Source organism: Pseudomonas sp. PS02303 (genome assembly GCF_029959925.1).
In the GTDB taxonomy this organism is placed as follows: Bacteria; Pseudomonadota; Gammaproteobacteria; order Pseudomonadales; family Pseudomonadaceae; genus Aquipseudomonas; species Aquipseudomonas mandelii.
This window is the reverse complement of record NZ_JASCOM010000127.1, coordinates 1-17,540: the sequence shown is the minus strand read 5'-3', so window position 1 is coordinate 17,540 and position 17,540 is coordinate 1. Positions and strand designations below refer to the sequence as shown.

Annotated in this window: 12 protein-coding genes; 10 read left to right on the top strand and 2 right to left on the bottom strand. The window is 59.7% G+C overall.

All coding sequences use genetic code 11. From position 1 onward, the window contains the following. The first annotated feature begins 117 nt into the window (after positions 1–117). From QMX98_RS22705 to guaA, 3 genes are all read left to right on the top strand, one after another. The gene (locus QMX98_RS22705) at positions 118–666 is read left to right on the top strand and encodes a sugar ABC transporter ATPase (protein ID WP_077749331.1); all 549 of its coding nucleotides are present in this window, start codon (positions 118–120) and stop codon (positions 664–666) included. 117 nt (positions 667–783) lie between these two features. Next, positions 784–2,253, top strand: a complete 1,470-nt coding sequence (gene guaB / locus QMX98_RS22700) for an IMP dehydrogenase (protein WP_010457821.1) — start codon at positions 784–786, stop codon at positions 2,251–2,253. 98 nt (positions 2,254–2,351) lie between these two features. Then, positions 2,352–3,929 (top strand): glutamine-hydrolyzing GMP synthase, encoded by a 1,578-nt coding sequence (gene guaA, locus QMX98_RS22695; RefSeq protein ID WP_010457818.1) that lies wholly within the window; start codon positions 2,352–2,354, stop codon positions 3,927–3,929. Between the two features lie 71 nt (positions 3,930–4,000). Here the strand turns inward: guaA and QMX98_RS22690 are convergent, their stop codons facing one another. Beyond that, a complete protein-coding gene (locus QMX98_RS22690) occupies positions 4,001–7,060 on the bottom strand; it encodes a membrane-targeted effector domain-containing toxin (RefSeq protein WP_282411410.1) in 3,060 nt (1,019 codons plus the stop codon). Positions 7,061–7,159: 99 nt separating this feature from the next. Continuing rightward, positions 7,160–7,864, bottom strand: a complete 705-nt coding sequence (gene treR / locus QMX98_RS22685; protein WP_010457814.1) for a trehalose operon repressor — start codon at positions 7,862–7,864, stop codon at positions 7,160–7,162. Between the two features lie 236 nt (positions 7,865–8,100). Here treR and treP point away from each other — a divergent pair, with 236 nt between their 5' ends. The 7 genes from treP to tadA all read left to right on the top strand — a co-directional run bounded on the left by treP (position 8,101) and on the right by tadA (position 17,458). Beyond that, positions 8,101–9,543: a PTS system trehalose-specific EIIBC component gene (gene treP / locus QMX98_RS22680; protein WP_102593576.1), complete on the top strand. Its 1,443-nt coding sequence runs from the start codon at positions 8,101–8,103 to the stop codon at positions 9,541–9,543. Between the two features lie 52 nt (positions 9,544–9,595). Further along, the gene (gene treC, locus QMX98_RS22675; protein WP_282411409.1) at positions 9,596–11,242 is read left to right on the top strand and encodes an alpha,alpha-phosphotrehalase; all 1,647 of its coding nucleotides are present in this window, start codon (positions 9,596–9,598) and stop codon (positions 11,240–11,242) included. A 105-nt stretch (positions 11,243–11,347) separates the two neighbouring features. Further along, positions 11,348–12,571 (top strand): carbohydrate porin, encoded by a 1,224-nt coding sequence (locus tag QMX98_RS22670; RefSeq protein WP_282411408.1) that lies wholly within the window; start codon positions 11,348–11,350, stop codon positions 12,569–12,571. Positions 12,572–12,633: 62 nt separating this feature from the next. After that, complete coding sequence (ptsP, locus tag QMX98_RS22665; RefSeq protein WP_282411407.1) at positions 12,634–15,168, top strand: phosphoenolpyruvate--protein phosphotransferase; 2,535 nt, start codon at positions 12,634–12,636, stop codon at positions 15,166–15,168. 2 nt (positions 15,169–15,170) lie between these two features. Next, positions 15,171–15,461, top strand: coding sequence for a PTS transporter subunit EIIB (locus tag QMX98_RS22660; protein WP_282411406.1), 291 nt, complete (start codon positions 15,171–15,173; stop codon positions 15,459–15,461). Positions 15,462–15,584: 123 nt separating this feature from the next. Continuing rightward, positions 15,585–16,961: a multicopper oxidase family protein gene (locus QMX98_RS22655; protein WP_282411405.1), complete on the top strand. Its 1,377-nt coding sequence runs from the start codon at positions 15,585–15,587 to the stop codon at positions 16,959–16,961. Continuing rightward, positions 16,961–17,458, top strand: coding sequence for a tRNA adenosine(34) deaminase TadA (gene tadA, locus QMX98_RS22650; RefSeq protein ID WP_157710445.1), 498 nt, complete (start codon positions 16,961–16,963; stop codon positions 17,456–17,458). The genes QMX98_RS22655 and tadA overlap by 1 nt, the downstream gene beginning before the upstream one ends. The last annotated feature ends 82 nt before the right edge of the window (positions 17,459–17,540 follow it).

The window sequence follows — 17,540 nt, the reverse complement described above, 5'->3', positions numbered from 1 at the left end:
GGGCAAGCCTCGCTCCTACAGTCGTTCGCAAACTTTTCCGGTAGGAGCGAGGCTTGCCCGCGAAGGCGTCAGAAAGAACACCGCAGAAACATCCAATTGACGCAGTAGGCTTGCACCATGAATTCGCAAAGCATCATCGTCCCGAAAATCTCCACACTGCCGGTACACGAACCCCGGGCCCGGGCGGTCGTGCGCTGGCTGGTGCGCAAGAACATCATCAAGGAAGAGCTGACCACGTGTGGCCGTACCGGTAACCGCATGGGCCACGCCATCGCCGACGGTGCCCGCGCCGTGGTGTTGCACCCACAAGCGCTGCCGTTCGGCGAGCCGATCAATGGCCTGGAGATCATCACCAAGCGCTGCATCTACACGCCGGCCAAGGGGTTTCTGGAAGAGGCGGGTTGCGCCGAGTGCCGCAAGGAAGTCGGCGAAGCGCTGTTCGAAAGCCTGGAAGACTGGATGCCGGGGCGCACCGATAACTTCACCTGCCCGGAATGCGGGCATGAAGACGACATCAACGGCTTTCTGTTCTTACAGGAATGCGGCTTTTCCAACCTGGGGTTCATTTTCAACAATTGGGCCGAAGCCGGGTTCAAGCAGAGCTTTATCGATGAGTTTGCCGATTGGCTGGATCAGCCCGTCAGTTGGGTGAAAGTCGAGTTGTAGGAAGCGACAATCCCCGTATATCAGTAATGCTAATAATAGAAAGAGTTTTACATTGAACACGAGGGGGTGTCTGACTATAATGGCGCGCTTCCATTTTCCCGCTCGGGAGCCCCCGCGATGCTGCGTATCAGCCAAGAAGCTCTGACATTCGACGACATTCTCCTAGTGCCCGGTTATTCCGAGGTGCTTCCTAACGAAGTCAGTCTCAAGACCCGCCTTACCCGTGGCATCGAGCTGAATATTCCTCTGGTTTCTGCCGCCATGGACACCGTCACTGAAGCCCGTCTGGCAATCGCCATGGCTCAGGAAGGTGGCATCGGTATCATCCACAAGAACATGACCATCGAGCAGCAAGCTGCCGAAGTGCGCAAGGTCAAGCGTTACGAGGCCGGCGTGGTCAAGGACCCGATCACCATCGAGGCTGAAGCCACGGTGCGTGAACTGTTCGAACTGACCCGTCTGCACAACATCTCCGGCGTTCCGGTTTTGCACAATGGCGACCTGGTCGGCATCGTCACTTCCCGTGACGTGCGTTTCGAAAATCGTCTGGAAGCCACGGTCCGCGAAGTGATGACGCCCAAAGAGCGTCTGGTCACGGTCAAGGAAGGCGCCGACAAGAACGACGTTCGCGAGCTGTTGCACAAACACCGCATCGAACGCGTGCTGATCGTCGACGACAAATTTGCCCTCAAAGGCATGATGACCGTCAACGACATCGAAAAAGCCAAGGCGTACCCGCTGGCCAGCAAGGACGATCAAGGTCGTCTGCGTGTTGGCGCAGCAGTCGGTACCGGTAAAGACACCGGTGACCGCGTCGCTGCCCTGGTCAATGCCGGCGTTGACGTGGTGGTGGTCGACACCGCACACGGTCACTCCAAAGGCGTGATCGACCGCGTTCGCTGGGTCAAACAGAATTTCCCTGAAGTGCAGGTCATCGGCGGCAACATCGCCACCGGCGCTGCTGCCAAGGCCCTGGCCGAAGCCGGCGCTGATGCGGTCAAGGTCGGTATCGGCCCTGGCTCGATCTGCACCACCCGTATCGTCGCCGGTGTCGGCGTCCCGCAAATCAGTGCCATCGCCAACGTCGCCGCTGCCCTTGAAGGCACTGGCGTTCCGTTGATCGCCGACGGCGGCATCCGCTTCTCCGGTGACCTGTCCAAGGCCATCGTGGCCGGTGCTTCCTGCGTGATGATGGGCTCGATGTTCGCCGGTACTGAAGAAGCCCCGGGCGAGATCGAACTGTTCCAGGGTCGTTCGTACAAGGCTTACCGCGGCATGGGCTCGCTGGGCGCCATGTCCCAGGCCCAGGGTTCCTCCGACCGCTACTTCCAGGACTCCTCCGCGGGTGCCGAGAAGCTGGTTCCGGAAGGCATCGAAGGGCGTGTTCCTTACAAGGGCAGCCTGAGCGCCATCATCCATCAACTGATGGGCGGCCTGCGTTCCTCGATGGGTTACACCGGCAGTGCCGACATCGAAGAAATGCGCACCAAGCCTGAGTTCGTGCGGATCACCGGCGCTGGCATGGCCGAGTCCCACGTCCACGACGTACAGATCACCAAAGAAGCGCCAAACTACCGCGTAGGTTGAGGCTTCAAGCAAAACGTTAAGTAACCGGGGCTGTTTTATTCAGCCCCGAGTTGTTTCTGAATCACGACTGTTTCTGAATTACTAGACGAGACTGAATCATGGCCCTCGACATTCACGCTCACCGCATCCTGATCCTCGATTTCGGTTCCCAGTACACCCAGCTGATTGCCCGCCGCGTGCGCGAAATCGGCGTGTACTGCGAACTGCATCCGTTCGATATGGATGAAGACGCGATTCGCGAATTCGCTCCAAAAGGCGTCATTCTTGCCGGCGGCCCCGAGTCCGTGCACGAAGCCGACAGCCCTCGCTGCCCGCAGGCGGTGTTCGACCTGGGCGTTCCGGTCTTCGGTATCTGCTACGGCATGCAGACCATGGCCGAACAGCTGGGTGGCAAGGTTGAAGGTTCCGAACTGCGTGAGTTCGGTTATGCCCGTGTCGACGTAGTGGGCAAGAGCCGCCTGCTCGACGGCATCGAAGACCACATCGACGCTGACGGCCTGTTCGGTCTCGACGTGTGGATGAGCCATGGTGACAAGGTCACCAAGATGCCGCAGGAATTCCACATCCTGGCCAGCACCCCGAGCTGCCCGATTGCCGGCATGTTCGACGATGCTCGTGGCTACTACGGCGTGCAGTTCCACCCGGAAGTGACCCACACCAAGCAGGGCGGTCGCATCCTGTCGCGCTTCATCCTCGACATCTGCGGCTGTGAAGCCCTGTGGACGCCGTCGAAGATTGCGGAAGACGCCATCGCCAATATCCGCGCCCAGGTCGGCACTGACAACGTGCTGCTCGGCCTGTCCGGCGGCGTTGACTCTTCGGTGGTTGCCGCGCTGCTGCACAAAGCCATCGGCGACCAGCTGACCTGCGTCTTCGTCGACAACGGCCTGCTGCGTCTGCACGAAGGTGAGCAAGTGATGGCCATGTTCGCCGAGAACATGGGCGTCAAGGTGATCCGCGCCAACGCTGAAGACCAGTTCCTGAACAACCTGGCCGGCGAGTCCGACCCGGAGAAGAAGCGCAAGATCATCGGCCGTACCTTCATCGACGTCTTCGATGCCCAGTCCAACAAACTGGACAACATCAAGTACCTCGCTCAAGGCACCATCTACCCGGACGTGATCGAGTCGGCTGGCGCCAAAAGCGGCAAGGCCCACGTGATCAAGTCGCACCACAACGTGGGTGGCTTGCCGGAAGAAATGAACCTCAAGCTGGTTGAACCCCTGCGCGAGCTGTTCAAGGACGAAGTCCGTCGTCTGGGCCTGGAACTCGGCCTGCCGTACGACATGGTCTACCGTCACCCGTTCCCGGGCCCGGGACTGGGCGTGCGCATTCTCGGTGAAGTGAAGAAGGAATACGCCGACCTGTTGCGTCGCGCCGACCACATCTTCATCGAAGAACTGCGCAAAGCTGACTGGTACCACAAAGTCAGCCAGGCCTTCGTGGTGTTCCAGCCGGTGAAATCGGTTGGCGTGGTTGGTGATGGCCGTCGTTACGCCTGGGTCGTGGCCCTGCGTGCAGTGGAAACCATCGACTTCATGACCGCGCGTTGGGCACACCTGCCTTACGAACTGCTGGAAACCGTCAGCGGCCGGATCATCAATGAAATCGAAGGCATCTCCCGTGTGACTTACGACGTGTCGAGCAAGCCGCCAGCGACGATCGAGTGGGAATGATCCCGGTCTGACTGATCGCCCGTAACACCTGAAAGGCCCCGTGAGCATGAGTTCACGGGGCCTTTTTGCGATCAGGCCGCTACAGTGGGCAGGCGCCCTTCAAGCATCAGGCCCATGCGATTGAGCGCGTGGACAAGGCTGATCAGATTCGCGTAAGTGACCTGATGCACGGCGGCCCAGGCAGGGCGGTTGATCAGAAAGCCCCCATTCGCCGTTCGCTCAATCATCGTTCGCACAATCTGATTCGACCGGCTGCGATGGATCAGCGTCAACGCGTCGTCCGACCTTTCAATGGTGAACATGCCCTGGCGGAACAGCAGCTGATTGATTTGCTCAGACGATCGTTGAATGACCGGAGTCGGCATCTGCAAGCTGATGTCGGCATACAGGGTGTCGAAATCACCGCGCATTTGAGCGCCGGCCTCCGAAACATCACGGCCGACCTCGATGCCATGGTCGATGCCCAGGTGCATAGGCTGGTCTGGGCCCACTTCTTCGATGCGTAGACCGATACCTCCCTCCGTTTCGCTGATGCCGGCCATGCCCCTGAATGTGTTTGTACTCTCCTGGTCGGTGAGCGCCAGCCATTTTCCGCCGCCATTGCGGGCTTGAGTGGCCTGCATGATGGTATGGGTGAGGTAGGTCTTGACGGATTGTCGTGAGATGGCACGGAAGTTTGAATCTGTGTAGCGATAACTCGCCAGGCAATCGGTGGCCTGGATTCGAATGCCGTTCTGCTGGGCCGCTTTGACGACTTCAAGGGGGGTGTACTGTCCGGCAGGATCACCTGGCAGTTTCTGCAGGTATTTCTCCAGCATCCCATGCATGTCCCCGGTTTCGGCGAACTCGTTCAGGTCGACTTGATTGAAGTCGTTGAGCAGGCGATGCATGTAGATCGTCTTGACGCCTTGTTTCGCCAGCGTCTGCATGTTTTCGATCAGGAACCGCATGCTGGCAATGCGATCCTGACTTTCACCGACGACAAGGCCGGGCGCAGTGTTGAAAATGTTCTCGATGAGTTCCGTCACGGTGGTGGAGGGTGTGATCACGGGCTGCACCGGCCGGGCGGGCAACGAGGCAAAAAAGTCCTCCGGGGTCTGGAATACGATTGCATCCCTGATCAGCACCGCTCGACGCCCAGCGACATACTCTTCGTAGGGGGAGACTCCTCTGATGAACCCGTTAGGCATGGCCACGACTTTTATATGGGTTTCCGGCTTTCCCAAGGCCAGGAAGTTCAGCGAACGTCCATTGGGTGCATCGTATCGCGTCAAATGACTGAAAAAATCAGACCTTGGCCGGGCGTGAGTCGTCGGCCTGGAAGGACCGGGTACGGGCGCAGGCTTGCTGAGGCCTTTGCCGCCGCCTTTCAATCCGGCTGAGGGTGCCAACTCCCATTCGCCCTCGTCATTCAGGCGCACGGGAATCGATCCCGTGGACGCCTGCGGATGACTGGGGTCGATGATCGCCCACGTACCGCCACCGTTGATGTCGGCTTCGTAGCGCACGTAATAAGCCTGATCGTTCATCATGATGGCGGTGGAAGGGTTTGAGTCCAGCGTATAGATACCCTGGAATTTTCCGCTCGTGGCCATCGGGTAGTTTTCGAGGATTTCATTGCTTTGGTAGTGCTCCGGCACTTCAAAAGCTTCGGCGGTTTCCTCGGGCAGGGTCGGCAACACACCCGGTTGCAGAGGCCCTTCCTCTGACTCTCCGGGCGCCAGAGGGTCTTGCGTGACGACGCTTTCTTCCGGATTGAGGGTCTTGTTCAAATCCGCCATCTCGGTCGCTTCAGCCGCCTCGGCCGCAGCCCCGACGTCTTCCAATACGTTGACTTCCTTGAGCAGCGGAATGTTGAACAGCGCATTGATGCCATCGAGCACCGCGCCAATGACGCCGGCCTTGCGCTGCGCCGCCGTTTTGCCATTCACCGCCTTGTCGATGTTCAAACCCATCGCGGCGAGGCTGGCACCGATCACCGGCAGCGCGATTGGCCAGCCCATCATCGCCAAGGGACCAAAAACATGCAGACCGGCACTCAGGTAACCCAGCCAGAGCTGTTTGCGCATTTGTCCGTGGGTCACCAGCGTCAGGTCCGCCTCTTCCAGCATCGTGCTCTGGACTGCCCGGCTCTGCCAGGCGAAGGCATCGCCACTGATGGTGATGTTTTTCTGATTGATCAGGTGATGGTCGTATTTTCCCCAGGTGCCGACCAGCTGGTTCATCAGCGGAGTGATGTTGTCATGGACTTCCTTGCGAACCGACAGCGGGAAATGGGTCATGAACTCGGTGCGCGGCTGCGCCTCATTCATTTGCAGCAACATCCACCAGTGCATGTCCGTTTGTGTGGGATGCACGTGGAAGGCCTGTGCGGCGCCGGGAACATAAGTGATCTGTCGGCCGTTGCGGTCAACGATGCGCAGAATATCGGTGGCGACGTGCCCTGCGACATCCAGGGCGCAGACACGAAGATCCGCAGGCGCCGTGGTTTGGGATTGCAGCGTCGCCAGGGTAATCGGCCAGGCTGCGTCAGCGACAACGGCCCTTACGACGGTCTGGAAATCGTCCTCTTCCAGCTGACCGTTTTGCCGCGCCTCGACCGCTTTGCTGAGGTAGCTGGATTTGGCCAGGGTCCGGAAGTCATCGAAATGCGTGGTCCAGAAAGCGTTCAGCTTATTCAGGTAGCGTTCACTGAGGTTCATCTCCCACAGGTCTGTGAGGACCTTGCTGGGGTACATCCGCACCTCGTTGGTTTCATTGAAAATGCTGGCGTTTGCGTCTTCAGTGTAAAACCCGCCGTTACTGTTCAGTTCGAGGGCGTCGTCTTGATCGGTCACGCGATATCCCTGGATCACCAGTTGCGTCAGGGTCAGTGATTCACAGGGCTTGGGGGCGTGTTCCCAACTCAGAAAGGCCTTGGTGCTGCTGGCTGAGACGTTATCGAACCGATGCCACCAGACCTGGTCAGGGTCCTTGTCGGTGATGCCGTGTTTTTTCAGGATTTCACTGGCGACCGCGTGGGCTTCTTCCTTCAACCCCGGACAGGCTGTGACAACGACGGGGGCAATCGTTTTCAGCTGCTCCCTGTCGGCAGCATTGGGTAACGCTTCAGTACTTTGATCGGCAGGCATGATCTCGCTCCTTGAGAAATGGGCCGTGAGGATGACCCGTTTGCTCAAGGCAAGTGCACTACATAGTTATGCCCACATGCCTTTCGTGACCGTGTAGGGTCAGCGCCGTGCCACATCCGAAAAGTAGAACTTGTCGAGGGTATGCCGTGATTCGGTGTATTCGAATTGGCGACCGTCCTGCAGGAACGTCTGGTTGCTGACCACGATCACATGGCTCTGGCCGTCGAGGTCCAGGTGGTGTTGGTCGTCCTTGCTTCGAGGTACCGCTTCGATGGTGCGCTGGGCGTAGGCGATTTGCAGCTGCAGGGTCTGTTCGATGAAGGCATAGATCGACTGCTCGGCGATGTCGCGGTTCAGGCCGGGAATCACGTCGCTGACGAAATGGTTGATGTCGAGGATCACGCGTTTGCCGTCAATCCGCCGCACGCGCTTGATCCGCGTGATCAGGCTGCCTTCTTCAGCCTTGATGTGGTCGAGCAGCGGGCCTTCGAGGGGGATTTGGGTGAATTCGACCACCTCGGTGCTGACGTCATTGCCCAGTCGCGGATAGGTCTCCTGGAAGCTGACGATGCCGCCCAACTGGAATTCGATCGGGTTGGTCGACAACACGAAAGTGCCTTTACCGTGGACTTTCTGCGCGAAACCGCGCTCCTGCAATTGCTCGATGGCCTTGCGCACGGTGCCGCGGCTGGCCTGATAGGTGTCCATCAATTCGGTTTCGGAAGGCAACCGGGCGCCGCGTTCCAGACGTTCGGTCGTGATGCTGGCAAGCAGATCGCTGTAGATCTGGTTGTATTTACTCATGGGGATGGCTCTGTGCCGCGATGTACTCAAGGTTTCGAACCTTAAGGGCAGGGTAGGGGTTTGTCCATGCGGCTTTGGGTTTCATCGTTTCGGGAGGTAGGAAAAGTCGCCGATTGACGGGGTCGTAGTAAACAAAATCAAACTCGTCTGTACGAGTTGTTGCTTTAACTCGTACAGACGAGTACTTTTCGCTTCGGCGTGCTGCCAAAAACAAAAAACTACAGCGGAAGAAAAGCATGAGCCACGACTATCCGAACATCGCCAGCGAGCTGCTGCAAAGCCTCGGTGGGAGCGACAACCTCGAGCAGGCCGCGCACTGCGTCACACGTCTGCGCCTGGCCCTCAAGGACCCGAGCCTGGTCGACAGCGCCACGCTGAATCAGATTGACCTGGTGAAAGGCTCATTCTTCACCGGTGGTCTGTTCCAGGTGGTCATCGGCCCCGGCGAGGTTGAAAAGGTGTACGCCGAACTGCGCCGTCAAACCGGTCTAGCCGCCTCAACCATCGCCGACGTTAAACAAAAAAGCGCCGACAAGATAAACGCGATGCAGCGTCTTGTGCGGGTGTTTTCCGACGTGTTCATGCCGATCCTGCCGGCGTTGATCATTGCGGGGCTGTTGATGGGCATCAACAACCTGATCGGCGCCAAGGGGATGTTCATCGAAGGCCAGACCCTGCTGGATGCCTACCCGAAACTCGACGGGCTCTGGAGCCTGATCAACCTGATGGCCAACACCTCGTTTGTGTTCTTGCCGGCACTGGTGGGCTGGTCGGCGGCCAAGCGGTTCGGTGGCAGCGAAATCCTCGGCATCGTGCTCGGCCTGATGCTGGTTCACCCAGACCTGCTCAACGCCTGGAACTACGGCAAAGCGGTGGCCGGGCTGGACGGGCAAAGCCTGCCGTACTTTGACATTCTCGGGTTGTTCCAGATCGAGAAGGTCGGTTACCAGGGCCAAATCCTGCCGATCCTGCTGGCGGCCTATGTCATGAGCGTCATCGAAAAATGGCTGCGGGCGCGGGTGCCGAACGCCGTGCAATTGCTGGTGGTGCCGATTACCACCATCGTGGTCACCGGCGTGTTGGCACTGGCCGTGATCGGCCCGGTGACCCGGCATCTGGGGATTCTCATCACCGAAGGCGTGGTCATGCTGTTTGACCTCGCGCCGATGGTCGGCGGGGCGATTTTCGGGCTGCTCTACGCGCCGCTGGTGATCACCGGCATGCACCACATGTTCCTCGCGGTCGACTTGCAACTGATCTCCACCCAGGGCGGCACGTTCATCTGGCCGATGATCGTCATGTCCAACCTCGCCCAGGGCAGCGCGGCACTGGCGGTGTTCTACATGACCCGAAGTGTCCGCGACAAAAGCATGGCCTCGACCTCGGCGATTTCCGCCTATTTCGGCATCACCGAACCGGCCATGTTCGGGGTCAACCTGCGCTACAAGTTTCCGTTCTATGCGGCCCTTTGCGGCTCGGCCCTGGGTTGCATCTTCCTGTCGCTGAACAAGGTCCAGGCCTCGGCCATCGGTGTGGGTGGCTTGCCCGGTTTCATCTCGATCATTCCGCAGTTCATTCCGATGTTTGTGATTGGAATGGTGATTGCGATGGTCGTGCCGTTTGTTCTGACCTGTGGGTTGAGCATGAAGATTATCCGGCCAGGGTATCGGGTTGCCTGACAGACCGGATTCCCGAGCAAGGCCTGGACAAAATTATTGAAGGAATAGCGCCATGCAAGACTGGCAACGTTCGGTGATCTATCAGATCTACCCGAAGAGTTTTCACAGCCACGCCGGCAACCCCACGGGGGATTTGCTCGGCGTCGTGGCCAAGCTCGATTACCTGCACTGGCTGGGTGTCGACTGCCTGTGGATCACGCCGTTCCTGCGTTCGCCCCAGCGCGACAACGGTTACGACATCAGCGATTACTACGCCATCGACCCGAGCTACGGGACCATGGCCGATTGTGAGTTGCTGATTGCCGAGGCGGGCAAGCGCGGGATCAAGCTGATGCTCGATATCGTGGTCAACCACACCTCGATCGAACACGCCTGGTTCCAGCAGGCCCGTAGCAGCCTCGACAACCCGTACCGCGACTTTTACATCTGGCGCGATCAGCCCAACAACTGGGAATCCAAGTTCGGTGGTTCGGCCTGGGAATACGAAGCGCAGACCGGTCAGTACTTCCTGCACCTGTTCGATCACACCCAGGCCGACCTGAATTGGGACAACCCGAACGTACGCGCCGAAGTCTTCAAGATGATGCGTTTCTGGCGCGATAAAGGCGTGGGCGGTTTCCGTCTGGATGTGATCAACCTGATCTCCAAACCAGCGGACTTTCCAGAAGACAACACCGACGGTCGACGCTTCTACACCGACGGCCCGAACGTGCATGAATACTTGCAGCAAATGCACCGCGAAGTCTTCGAAGGTCACGACCTGATCAACGTCGGCGAGATGTCGTCCACCAGCCTGGAACACTGCATTCGCTACTCGAAGCCAGAGTCGAAAGAACTGTCGATGACCTTCAACTTTCATCACCTGAAGGTCGATTACCCGAACCTGCAGAAGTGGATTCGCGCCGACTTCGACTTCCTCGAACTCAAGCGCATTCTCTCGGACTGGCAGACCGGCATGCAGGCCGGCGGTGGCTGGAACGCGTTGTTCTGGTGTAACCACGACCAGCCACGGGTGGTGTCGCGTTTCGGCAACGACGGCGAGTTTCGGGTGATCTCGGCGAAGATGCTCGGCACCGCGCTGCACTTCCTTCAGGGCACACCGTTTGTGTATCAGGGCGAAGAACTGGGCATGACCAATCCGGGGTTTGATCACATCGATCAGTACCGCGATGTCGAGACGCTGAACATCTTCCGCCTCAAGCGGGAGGCCGGTGCGAGCGACGCGGACAACATGGCGGCGATCATGCAGAAATCCCGGGACAACGGCCGTACGCCGATGCACTGGAACACCGAGCCGAACGCAGGATTCAGCGCCGCAGAACCCTGGATTGGCGTGCCGGCCAACGCGACGCAGATCAACGTCGCCACCCAGCTCGAAGACCCGGACTCCGTGCTGCATCACTACCGTCAGTTGATTGCCCTGCGCCGTAGCGAAGCGCTGATTTCCGATGGCGTCTATCGGCAATTGTTGCCGGAGCACCCGCAAATCTGGGCGTATGTGCGTGAAGGTCAAGGCGAGCGTTTGCTGGTACTGAACAACTTCTATGGCACGCCGTGCGACGTCGAGCTGCCCGATGACGTGATCAGCGAAGCCATGACTCAACGCCTGGTCATCAGCAATTACCCGAACTGTCCGCCGCGAAACCGGCAGATTTCTTTAAGGCCCTATGAGTCGTTCGTTTTGCACCTGACCGACTGATCGACCACTAAAAACACCGACTTTAAAAAACACGCAGAACGCTGCGCGGGGGAGTTTTGCGCGCCGAATTTGCGGAACAACACAATAAAAATAATGGGGTGGTTCTTGAAAACAACACTAAATCGCAGCCTTGCTGCCGCGAGCTTATGCCTGGCGTTGCCGTTGTCAGCGCAGGCCCTGGAGTTCGGCGGCTACGTGCGCAGCGGCGTCGGGACATCGGTCAACAGTGGAAAACAACAGTGTTTCCAACTGCCCGGCGCGCAGACCAAATACCGCTTGGGCAACGAGTGTGAGCAGTACGGTGAGCTTGAACTTCGCCAGGACCTGTACAGCCTGGACGATGGTTCGGTGCTGAGCGTCGACGGCATGGCTTCTCTGTATAACCAGTACGACAAGGACCTGACGTTCAATGGCGACAATGGCTCGGTGCGCATGCCGCAGTTGTACGCGCAGTGGTCGAACATGCCGAGCCTCAACGGCGGTTCGCTGTGGGCCGGTCGGCGTTACTACAAGCGAAACGACATCCACATCTCCGACTTCTACTACTGGAACCAGAGCGCCACGGGCGGTGGTATCGAGGATGTGCTGATCGGCGATCTGAAATACAGCTATGCCTTCTCGCGCAAGGACAACCTGTATCAGAAGGACTACATCAACCGTCACGATTTCAACGTCGCCGGTTTCCGCACCAACCCCGGTGGTGAACTGGAACTCGGACTGAGCTACATCGACAAACCCGACAGCCGCGACGCACACCGCGGCTGGGCAATCACCGCACAGCATGTGCAAAAAGGTTTTCTGGGCGGCAAGAACAAACTGGCCTTCCAGTACGGCGAAGGCCCCGGCACCGGGCTGGGCTATACCGGCAACGTAAAGCTGGACGACAGCAACAAAAGCTACCGGGTGGTGGAGTTCTTCGACTGGCAAGTGACGCCACGGTTTGGCGGACAAGTCGAGGCGGTTTACCAGAAGGACATTCGCCCGGACGGGGCCGATCAGAACTGGATTTCCCTGGGAATTCGTCCGGCGTACGCGATCACCGAGCAGTTCAAACTGGTGACCGAACTGGGCCACGATCAGGTCGAAGCTGCGGGCGGCACGCGCAAGCTGAGCAAGTTCACCTTCGCCCCGACATGGTCGCCCAAAGGTCCGGAATTCTGGGCGCGGCCCGAAGTGCGTCTGTATTACACCTATGCCAGCTGGAACGAGGCGGCCAAACGGGCAGCCAATGAACTGGCGGCGGGCTCGGCATTGTCCGATACCGGCGCCTTCGGCACGGCGCGGCACGGTGCGAATGTCGGATTGCAGGTCGAGTATTGGTGGAAATAAGCGATGCTGTCGGAGCCTCGCGCTCCATCGGCACTTCAAAGAACAAAACAGCAGGTGACGTCATGGCCACACCCCAACAATTGCAACTGCACGCCCCCCTGTCAGGCGTATTGGTGCCGCTGGACCTCGTGCCCGACCCGGTGTTTTCCAGCCGGGTCATCGGCGACGGGCTGTGCATCGACCCGACTTCAACGACCTTGTGCGCGCCGCTGGCCGGGGTTGTCAGCAATGTGCAGGCCAGTGGGCATGCCGTCAGCATCACTGACGAAAAGGGTGTGCAGGTGTTGATGCACATCGGCCTCGACACGGTGAACCTGGCCGGAAACGGGTTTACGCGGCTGGTGGAGGAAGGCCAGCAGGTTGACGTTGGGCAGGCGCTGATCGAGTTCGATGCCGATTTTGTTGCATTGAATGCCCGCAGCCTGCTGACGTTGATGCTGGTGGTCAGTGGAGAACCGTTCACCTGGCTGGCGCCGGAAACGGGTCTGGTAGACAGTGGCCAGCCGCTGCTGAGCCTGAACCTTGTCGAGCAGACAAGCGATACGCCGCTAACCGAAGCGGAAGAAGCGCTGTTTTCAAAACCGGTGACGCTGGCCAACCTCAACGGCTTGCACGCCCGTCCAGCCGCGGTATTCGCCCAGGCGGCAAAAGCTTTTTCGGCGAGCATCTACCTGCATAAAAAGCAGGAGACTGCGAACGCGAAATCCCTGGTGGCGATCATGGCGTTGCAGACGGCGCAAGGTGATGTCATGCAAGTCAGCGCGGCCGGTCCGGATGCGGAAGCGGCGATCAAGACGCTGGCCGAACTGCTGCTGACTGGATGCGGTGAAGTGGTCGCGGGTCCGATGCAGGTTGAGGTGAATGCGGTCGAGGCTTCATCGCTGACGGTGCTGCGCGGGGTTTGTGCATCACCCGGGTCGGCGTTTGGCCATGTGGTACAGATCGTCGAACAAAACCTGGAAGTGAATGAACTCGGCTCAACACCGCAGGTGGAACGCGATCATCTGTCCCGTGCCCTGGCCGAAGCACTGGTGGCCCTGCAACAGCTGCGTGACAACGCCAAGAGCGACGCGCAGGCCGACATTTTCAAGGCGCATCAGGAGCTGCTCGAAGATCCTGGTCTGCTGGAAGTGGCTCACGTGCTGATCGATGAAGGCAAAAGCGCCGGGTTTGCGTGGCGCTCGGCCACCGAGTCAGCAGCCACCTTGTTCAAGAGCCTGGGTAACGCCCTGCTCGCGGAGCGGGCTGCGGACCTCGCCGATGTGAGCCAGCGGGTGCTCAAGCAGATCCTCGGCGTACGGGATCAGGTGATGGAGCTGCCTGAAGGCGCGATCCTGATCGCCGAACAACTGACGCCGTCGCAGACCGCCGGGCTCGATACCCGCAAGGTACTGGGTTTCGCCACGGTGGGTGGCGGTGCCACCAGCCACGTCGCGATCCTCGCCCGGGCGTTCGGTTTGCCGGCGATCTGCGGACTGCCGGTACAAGTGCTGGCGCTGGTCAATGGAACCCAGGTGTTGCTCGATGCCGACAAGGGCGAATTGCAGCTGGATCCGGATCTGCAGGCCATCGAACAGCTGCAAGCCAAGCGCCAGCTTCAACAGCAACTCCGGCAGCATGAGTTGGCGCACGCAACACTGGCCGCCTGCACCCGCGACGGTCACCATTTTGAAGTGACGGCCAACATCGCTTCGCTGGCGGAAGCCGAGCAGGCCATGGCACTGGGAGGCGAGGGCGTCGGTTTGCTCCGTTCGGAGTTTCTCTATCTGGATCGCAACCATGCGCCGAGCCATGACGAGCAGGCGTCTACTTACAACGCCATCGCCAAAGTACTCGGGCCGACGCGCAATCTGGTGGTGCGCACCCTGGACGTCGGCGGTGACAAACCGCTGGCCTACGTGCCGATGGACAGCGAAACCAACCCCTTCCTCGGCATGCGCGGGATTCGTTTGTGCCTGGAGCGCCCGCAGCTGTTGCGCGATCAGTTCAAGGCCATCCTTGGCAGTGCCGGGCTCGCTCGCCTGCACATCATGCTGCCGATGGTTACGCAGCTGTCGGAGTTGCGCCTGGCTCGGCAACTGCTCGAAGAAGAGGCGCTGGTTTTGGGCCTCACGGAACTGCCCAAGCTGGGCATCATGATCGAAGTGCCGGCGGCGGCACTGATGGCGGACCTGTTTGCACCCGAGGTGGATTTCTTTTCCATTGGCACCAACGACCTCACGCAATACACCCTGGCCATGGACCGCGATCACCCGCGGCTGGCCAGTCAGGCCGACAGCTTTCATCCTGCGGTGCTGCGCTTGATTGCCAGCACCGTAAAGGCCGCGCACGCCCACGGCAAATGGGTCGGTGTGTGCGGCGCCATGGCCTCCGAGACGCTGGCCGTTCCGCTGTTGCTGGGGCTCGGGGTGGATGAACTGTCGGTGAGTGTGCCGTTGATTCCGTCGATCAAGGCAGCGGTTCGTGAGCTGGACCTGATGGACTGTCAGGCCATCGCCCAGCAAGTGCTGGGCCTGGAAAGTGCCGGACAGGTACGCGAGGCATTGCGCCTGTATCACGAGGCGACGGTCGATACTTCACTGGTTCTGGAGAACTGAACATGTTCGAGAAAATGCAGCGGGCGTTCTGGAAAGCGTTGACGCCGGATCTGGTGGCGGAGGAGCTGAAGGCAGTTGTTCAGCCGGTGTCCGGGTTGCCAGCGAATGTCGTGGACGCACTGGGTGGTGTGGATAACCTCAAGTCTCAGCAGCCTGTAGCGTTGACCCGGGTCCGGGTGGCGTTGCGGGATGTGGCGCGGATGGATCGGCAGGCATTGAGTGTGGCAGGTGTGCCGGGCGTCATGATGCTGGATGACGGGGTGGTGCATCTGATTACCGGCCTGCAGCCATAACCGATTCCCTTCCGGGGGATGTGCGGCCCTCGGTCGCCCTTACTGTTTCTCATCCGCAGGTGTATCGTATTCGCCTTTTACAGGCCCTCGGGCCTGTCGCTGATACGTGAGGTAGTTGAGTTCATGTCCTTTACCCGTCGCCAAATCCTCGGTGGCCTGGCCGGTCTTGTTGTCGTTGGTGTCGGAGCGGGGGGCGCGTCGCGGTACTGGCTGGGCAAGATGGCTGATGCTGACGCCGGTCATGACTATGAGCTGATCGCCGCACCGCTGGACGTCGAACTGGTCGCCGGGCACAAGACCGAAGCCTGGGCGTTCGGCCCTTCGGCACCGGGCACCGAGTTGCGGGTTCGTCAGGGTGAATGGTTGCGGGTGCGTTTCATCAACCATCTGCCGGTGGCGACCACCATTCACTGGCACGGCATCCGCCTGCCGCTGGAAATGGACGGTGTCCCGTACGTTTCGCAATTGCCGGTGCTGCCTGGGGAGTACTTCGACTACAAATTCCGTGTGCCAGACGCGGGCAGTTACTGGTATCACCCGCACGTGAACAGCAGCGAAGAGCTCGGCCGCGGCCTCGTCGGCCCGCTGATCGTCGAAGAGCGTGAGCCCACCGGTTTCAAATACGAAAAAACCCTGAGCCTCAAGAGCTGGCACGTCGATGAAGAGGGGGCTTTCGTGGCCTTCAGCATTCCTCGCGAAGCCGCCCGGGGTGGCACGGCGGGACGGCTGTCGACCATCAACGGTGTCTCGCAAGCGGTGATCGACTTGCCCGCCGGGCAAATCACCCGCGTGCGCCTGCTCAACCTCGATAACACCCTGACCTATCGCCTCAATATTCCTGGCGTCGAAGCGCAGATCTACGCGCTGGATGGCAATCCGGTGGAGCCGCGGCCCATGGGCAAGGAGTACTGGCTCGGCCCGGGCATGCGTATCTGCCTGGCGATCAAGGCGCCGCCCGCCGGTGAAGAACTGTCCCTGCGCAACGGCCCGGTTCGCCTGGGCACGTTGCGCTCGGTGGCCAACACCGGTGCACCCACCGAATGGCCCGCTGCCCTGCCGGCCAACCCGGTGGCCGAGCCCGACCTGGCCAATGCCGAGAAACTCAACTTCAATTTCGAATGGGTGGGATCGGTGTCGGTCAACGTCGACAACGGCAAGCCGCCGAGCCTGTGGCAGATTAACGGCAAGGCCTGGGACATCACGGACAAGACCTGCGCCGACCGCCCGATTGCCAAGCTCGAAAAGGGCAAGAGCTACATTTTCGAATTGAAGAACATGACTCAGTATCAGCATCCGATTCACCTGCACGGCATGAGCTTCAAAGTCATCGCCTCGAACCGGCACAAGGTGATCCCGTACTTCACCGACACCTACCTGTTGGGCAAGAACGAGCGCGCACGAGTGGCGCTGGTGGCGGATAACCCCGGCGTGTGGATGTTCCATTGCCATGTGATCGATCACATGGAAACCGGCCTGATGGCCGCTATCGAGGTGGCCTGATGCGTCAGATACGTCCCGCCGCGATCATCGACCGCAGCCGTGACCGCGACTTTATGCGCGAAGCCCTGGCCCTGGCCGCACAAGGCGCGGCGCTGGGTGAGGTGCCCGTGGGCGCCGTGTTGGTGCAGGACGGCGAGATCATCGGTCGCGGATTCAATTGCCCGATCAGCGGCAACGACCCGAGTGCCCACGCCGAAATGGTCGCAATCCGCGCCGCAGCCTTGGCCGCCAGCAACTATCGTCTGCCGGGCAGCACGCTGTACGTAACCCTTGAACCGTGCAGCATGTGCGCAGGGCTGATCGTGCATTCACGGATTGCGCGGGTGGTGTATGGCGCGCTGGAGCCCAAGGCCGGGATTGTGCAGAGTCAGGGGCAGTTTTTTACCCAGGGCTTCTTGAACCACCGGGTATTGTTTGAAGGCGGGGTGTTGGCGGAGGAATGCGGGGCGGTACTCAGCGAGTTTTTCAAGGCTAGACGCGCAAAGCCCACGGAATAAACACAAAGCCCAATGTAGGAGTGAGCCTGCTCGCGATGGCGGTCTGGCAGTCAATATTGATGTGACTGTTAGACCGCCATCG

What these genes read in the sequence shown, in the direction of transcription:
- treC (WP_282411409.1), top strand. Translation starts at nt 9,596, where the DNA reads ATGCAAGACTGGCAACGTTCGGTGATCTATCAGATCTACCCGAAGAGT.
- treP (WP_102593576.1), top strand. Translation starts at nt 8,101, where the DNA reads ATGAGCCACGACTATCCGAACATCGCCAGCGAGCTGCTGCAAAGCCTC.
- QMX98_RS22690 (WP_282411410.1), bottom strand. Translation starts at nt 7,060, where the DNA reads ATGCCTGCCGATCAAAGTACTGAAGCGTTACCCAATGCTGCCGACAGG.
- ptsP (WP_282411407.1), top strand. Translation starts at nt 12,634, where the DNA reads ATGGCCACACCCCAACAATTGCAACTGCACGCCCCCCTGTCAGGCGTA.
- QMX98_RS22705 (WP_077749331.1), top strand. Translation starts at nt 118, where the DNA reads ATGAATTCGCAAAGCATCATCGTCCCGAAAATCTCCACACTGCCGGTA.
- guaA (WP_010457818.1), top strand. Translation starts at nt 2,352, where the DNA reads ATGGCCCTCGACATTCACGCTCACCGCATCCTGATCCTCGATTTCGGT.
- guaB (WP_010457821.1), top strand. Translation starts at nt 784, where the DNA reads ATGCTGCGTATCAGCCAAGAAGCTCTGACATTCGACGACATTCTCCTA.
- QMX98_RS22660 (WP_282411406.1), top strand. Translation starts at nt 15,171, where the DNA reads ATGTTCGAGAAAATGCAGCGGGCGTTCTGGAAAGCGTTGACGCCGGAT.
- QMX98_RS22655 (WP_282411405.1), top strand. Translation starts at nt 15,585, where the DNA reads ATGTCCTTTACCCGTCGCCAAATCCTCGGTGGCCTGGCCGGTCTTGTT.
- treR (WP_010457814.1), bottom strand. Translation starts at nt 7,864, where the DNA reads ATGAGTAAATACAACCAGATCTACAGCGATCTGCTTGCCAGCATCACG.
- tadA (WP_157710445.1), top strand. Translation starts at nt 16,961, where the DNA reads ATGCGTCAGATACGTCCCGCCGCGATCATCGACCGCAGCCGTGACCGC.